Genomic DNA, 5,561 nt, shown 5'->3' with positions numbered 1-5,561 from the left:
ACACTCCCTATATTTTTTATCACTCTTTTTGAAAAGGATGGACTTAGCTTTGAGAAATACTTTAAGTATATTTACCTTCATAAATTTTATCAGCCACAAAAAAGAGTGAGAAAGGAGGTTTATCTTGAAAGACAAAAGAAAAATTCAGCAGCTAAAGTTAGAACAAAACCAAAAGAAGTTAAGAAGTCAAAAACAGGACTTAAAGCAAAATAAGGGAAAGTCTAAAAAAGATAGGGGCGGATTACTTGACCTTATCTTTAGGAAAGAACCGAAAAGATACACTGTTGAAGATACCATTCCCTATCTTAGACTCTTAAAAAGCGGGATATGTCAGATTGATGAAAAGCATTTTAATAAGAGTATTGCCTTTGAGGATATAAACTATCAGCTTGCCTTAGAAGAAGACAGAGATTTGATTTTTAATCAGTTTGCAAATTTTCTTAATTCCTTTGATCCAAGTGTCAGCATAGAGTTTTCATATATCAATCAGCTTGGCAGAAATGAAGAAATGAAATCAGCTATTCAAATACCGGATAAAAAGGACGGGTTTGACGATATTCGCCTTGAGTTTAGAGAAATGCTCAAAAGTCAGATTGTAAAGGGAAATAACGGACTGAAAAAATCAAAGTATGTAACCTTTACAGTGGAAGCGGATAATTTAGAGCAGGCAACATCAAAACTGGAAAGACTGGAGATAGATATATTATCGAGTCTTAAAAGTATGGGAGTAAGAGCAGAAAGCCTTAACGGAGAGGAAAGGCTGAAGATACTTCATGATGTTTTAAATCCGAATAAGACCTTTGAATTTTCATATAAGGACTTAAAGAAGAAAGAAAGCACAAAGACATACATTGTTCCTGATGAATTTAACTTTACACCGTCAAGGTATTTTAAGTTTGGAAAATTTATCGGAGCAGCAAGTCATTTTCAAATCCTTGCAAGTGAGCTTTCCGACCGTATGCTTGCTGAGTTTTTGGATATAGATGATAACATCAATATCTCTTTTCATATCAAGGCAATCGAACAGTCGGAAGCCATCAAGATGGTAAAAAGAAAAAATACCGATATTGACAAGATGAAGATTGAGGAGAATAAAAAGGCTGTAAGAAGCGGTTATGATATGGACATTCTTCCAAGTGATTTAATCACCTATGGAGAAGATGTAAAAAGCCTCTTAAAAGACCTCCAGACAAGAGATGAAAGAATGTTTGTTGTAACCATTATCTTTATGAACTTTGCAAGGACAATTCAAAAGCTGGACAATACCATTTCTCAAATCAGCTCTATTGCCAATAAGCATAATTGCAAGTTAAAAAGGCTTGATCACTCACAGGAGCAGGGCTTAATCAGTGTACTTCCACTTGGGGTAAATAAGATTGAAATTGACAGAGGACTAACCTCATCATCTACGGCAGTATTTATGCCTTTTACCACAGAGGAGCTTTTCATAAATTCGGCGAACAGTTTGTATTACGGACTAAATGCCCTAAGCCATAACCTGATTATGGCAGATAGAAAGAAACTGAAAAATCCAAACGGTCTAATTCTCGGAACTCCGGGAAGTGGTAAGTCCTTTAGTGCAAAAAGAGAAATGGCAAATGCCATTCTTACAACCGATGATGATGTGATTATCTGCGATCCGGAAGGCGAGTACGGAAACCTTGTTCGTCAGTTTAAAGGAGAAGTCATAAAGGTCAGTAGTAAGTCAAAAGACTATCTAAATCCCCTTGACATCAATATGAACTATGGCGATGGGGACGCACCACTAAAGGACAAAGCAAACTTCATTATGTCGATGCTTGAATTAGTAGTTGGCGGTAGTGGTCTTACAGCAGAAGAAAAGTCGGTTATAGACAGATGCCTTCCTAAGATTTATGAAAAGTATTTCGAAAATCCAGAGCCTTGTAATATGCCCATTCTTCAAAACCTATATGATATGTTAAAAAATCAGGAAGAAAAAGTCGGTAAAAAGCTGGCAACGGAAATGGAGATTTATGTAACAGGCTCTCTTAATGTATTTAACCATCAGTCCAATGTAGACTTAAATAAGCAGCTTCTTTGTTTTGATATTAAGGAACTTGGAAGTCAGCTTAAAAAAATCGGAATGCTTGTTATTCAGGATCAGGTATGGAATAAGGTATCGCAAAACAGAGGAAATAAGGCTACAAGGTACTATATCGACGAGTTTCACTTGCTTTTAAAAGACGAGCAGACAGCTTCCTATTCCGTAGAGATTTGGAAAAGATTTCGTAAGTGGGGGGGAATCCCGACAGGCATTACACAGAATGTCAAAGACCTACTGATGAGTAAAGAAATTGAAAATATCTTTGATAATACGGACTTTGTTTTAATGCTCAATCAGGCTTCCGGCGATAGAGAAATTTTAGCAAGGAAACTTAAAATCTCACAGCCACAGCTAAAATATGTAACCAATTCCAATGCAGGAGAAGGACTTTTGTTCTTTGGAAATACCATTGTTCCTTTCCTTGATAAGTTCCCGAAAGACACAATCCTTTATCAGAAGATGACAACCAAGCCTGAAGAAGTGAGGTAGGCTTATGGGAAAGAAACTGAAAAAGGACTTTAAGGAAAGGCAAAGAGCAAGGATAGAAAAGGAAACATTGCAAAGTAATGGCAGTATAGAGCCTGAAGAAAGTAAGTTAAAGCATAACGATGATTACAGAGGAAAAATTGTCCATGATAAAGACCGATTTCAAGATAAGGTGCATGAAAAGGTCAGTAAGAGAAGCATAGAAACTGAACAAAACGGAAAAACTTCCAAAAGAAATGCAAGGTATAGAGCTTCTGATAAGGATAGCGTAGCTTTTGTCACTGAAACAGGAAGATCGGATTATATTACGGAGGTTAAAAATGGAATAATCTATGATCCTTTAGGAAAAGACCTCGACAATGACGGAATCATAGATAGATATGACAATGACTTTAGGGACAGCGACTATTTTGAGTCAACTTATGATGTGGATGATAATCTCCATAAAAAAGATGAGTTTATTGGAAGTTCCTCTAAAAGTTATGAGGCTAAAAAGAGAAAGTATAAGAGGAAAAACTACACCGAAAGCCTTTATACAAGAAAAAAAGAAGATGTATCAAAGGAAAATAAGACTGAAGGTAAAAAGGCGGGAACAGATGCTGTCAGCGAAAAAGTTCATAGCAGACTTTCTAAAGAGCAGAAGAAAAAGCTAAAGAAAGATATGGTAAAAGTATCTGCCCTTTCAAGACTTGCTAAAGGAAGTGAAACCGTAAGAGATTACTTATCCCATGGAAGCGATGAAAACAAAGGGGTGGAAGCAGGAGAAAAGACAGCGGACGCAAGCTCGAAACTCATTCATGGCATAAAGAAATATTCTGATAAGAAAAAGGCGAAGAAAGGATACGATCTTACAAATAAGGACTATAAAATCAGGAAGCGAAAATCGAAACTTGAATTTCGTGATGCCAAAGAGAACCTGAAAAAGATGAATGAATATAAAAGAGCAAATGCCTATAAAAGATTTCAAAAGAAAAATCAGGTAAAGGCAGCCATTCGTCGTGAGAATAAGTCAAGACTCAGAGATCGGATTAAAGAAAACCTCATTGGCTCGTTGAAAGGCTCAAAAAGATTTATAGTAAGAAAAGCAAAGGGACTTATGATTATTTTCATAGGTCTTATTATTTTGGGAACTTTCTTTATCAACTTTGCAGGAACGGGAATGACGGGCTTTATGAACTCCACAAGTTCTGTTCTTACAACAAGCTATTTGTCAAAGCCAAATGTCCTAAGTGAAATCAATGAGAATTTTTCGAAGATGGAAAAGGAGCTTCAAAGTGAGGTTGACAATGTAGAAGAAAATTATCCCGGATATGACGAGTACATCCTAAATAACACAGAGTACATCGGTCATAATGTCCACGAGCTTTTATCCTACATTACATCAAGGTGTGGAGAAGTAAAGAATGTATCAGAAGTAAGTTCCGTATTAAATGAGCTTTTTAAGTCCATGTATGACCTTGAGTATAAGGAAGAAGTGGAAATCAGATATAGGACAGTTACAGAAACTTATACCGATGAAGATGGAAATGAATATACCGAAAGCCATGAAGAACCTTACGAGTACAAGAAACTGATTGTAACACTTCATAAAAAAGAGATGGATAGCATTATCAGAAAGGTTTTTGCAAACTATCCTGACAATCTGAAACACTATGAAGCCCTATTCCTTGCTCAAGGCAATATGGGAGAAGCCTTTGGTAATAGCGACCTTATTGCTTCCAATGGAGGTATCGGAGGCGGGAAAGAGTATGAGGCTTCTACGGAAGTTCAAAAGAAGATTGTAAATGCTGCATACATTACGCCATCTCCGGGTGCAGGCTGGTGTGCTATGTGGGTGTCGCAGGTCTATCAAAATGCAGGACTTGGATATATTGGCGGAAATGCCTGTGATATGTATCGAAACTATACCTTTACATCAGACAAATCAAAACTCAAGGTGGGAATGCTTGTTGCGGTTGAAAGTAGTAGCAGCGGAAGTACAGCAGGACTCACCTATGGTCATGTAGGCATTTATATAGGCGATGGCAAGGTAATAGATAATATCGGGCGAATCAGAGTAACTACCTTAGATGATTGGATAGCATCTTTTTGTCAGCATCATCCAGTAGGCTTCGGCTTTCCGCCAAATGTAAACAGATAAGGAGGACACAATTTGAAAAAAGAACTGAAAGCAGTAAAAAACAGAATAAAGAAGTTAAAGGATAAAAAGGCTCTGATTGATGAAGAATTGGAGCCTTTGTTCATTCGTGAGGAAGAACTTGAAAACGAAGAAATTATTGCCATTTGTAGAAAGAACAACATTACAATCAGTGATTTAATGGCAAAAGTAAACAGAGAAAAAGCAGAAGTGAAAAAGGAGAAAACAAATGAAAACCAGTTTGAAAAAGAATAAGAAATTATGGGCGGCAGCACTTGCACTGCTTGTAAGTATAAGCTGCATTTTAGGTATTTGGACGGTTGTTTACGCACAGGAGCAAAGAACAGCGGATATTCCTACAAGCGATAAGGCTGTCCAAACAGAAGTGGAGGTGAATGTTAAATATATTTTTGAAGATGAAAAGGTCTTTAAGGAAGAAAAGATTAAGGCTGAAAAGGGGCAGCTTCTTGATAGCGGAGATCTTCCAATGCTACCTAATGGTATGAAATTTATTGATGAATTTCTATTTTATGAAGTTAAAGGTGATGGGAAAGATGAAATTATCCGTAAAGTAGCAAAGATTGAGATTAAGGATAAAGAAACGCAGACACAGGAAGAAAAACCAAAGCAAGAGGAAAGCACGCAGACAGAAACTCCAAAGGCAGAAGATAAGGGAACTCAAACAGAGCTTAGCAAAGATGACATTTCCAAAATGGAAAAGGAATCTAAGGAACTTCAGGAAAAACTTGATAAGCTAAATCAGGAAATTAAGGACAAGGATAAATTAAGCGATAAGCAAAAGGAGAAAATCAAAGACCTTGAAGCTGAAATTGAAAGCCTAAAAGAGAAAATGAAAAAAGAAAAGGAAAATAA

5 protein-coding genes are annotated in these 5,561 nt (G+C 36.7%); all 5 read left to right on the top strand.

What is annotated here, in order from left to right; all coding sequences use genetic code 11:
• Window positions 1–213: PrgI family protein (locus HMPREF2801_RS08980; protein WP_148130057.1), on the top strand; the 213-nt coding region annotated here is incomplete at its 5' end.
• A complete protein-coding gene (locus HMPREF2801_RS00255; RefSeq protein WP_007894666.1) occupies window positions 125–2,554 on the top strand; it encodes a VirB4-like conjugal transfer ATPase, CD1110 family in 2,430 nt (809 codons plus the stop codon). The genes HMPREF2801_RS08980 and HMPREF2801_RS00255, both read left to right, overlap by 89 nt.
• Window positions 2,555–2,558: 4 nt before the next feature.
• Entirely contained in the window at window positions 2,559–4,691 is a 2,133-nt protein-coding gene (locus HMPREF2801_RS00250; RefSeq protein ID WP_070609904.1) for a CHAP domain-containing protein, read from the top strand.
• 12 nt (window positions 4,692–4,703) lie between these two features.
• On the top strand, window positions 4,704–4,943 hold the full coding sequence (locus HMPREF2801_RS00245) for a conjugal transfer protein (RefSeq protein WP_070609902.1): 240 nt from the start codon (window positions 4,704–4,706) through the stop codon (window positions 4,941–4,943).
• On the top strand, window positions 4,918–5,561 hold a 644-nt coding region (locus tag HMPREF2801_RS00240), incomplete at its 3' end, for a coiled-coil domain-containing protein (RefSeq protein WP_371327445.1). The genes HMPREF2801_RS00245 and HMPREF2801_RS00240, both read left to right, overlap by 26 nt.

The sequence above is a fragment of the Peptoniphilus sp. HMSC062D09 genome (assembly GCF_001811425.1).
GTDB lineage: Bacteria > Bacillota > Clostridia > Tissierellales > Peptoniphilaceae > Peptoniphilus_A.
This window is presented reverse-complemented; position numbering and strand designations above follow the sequence as displayed.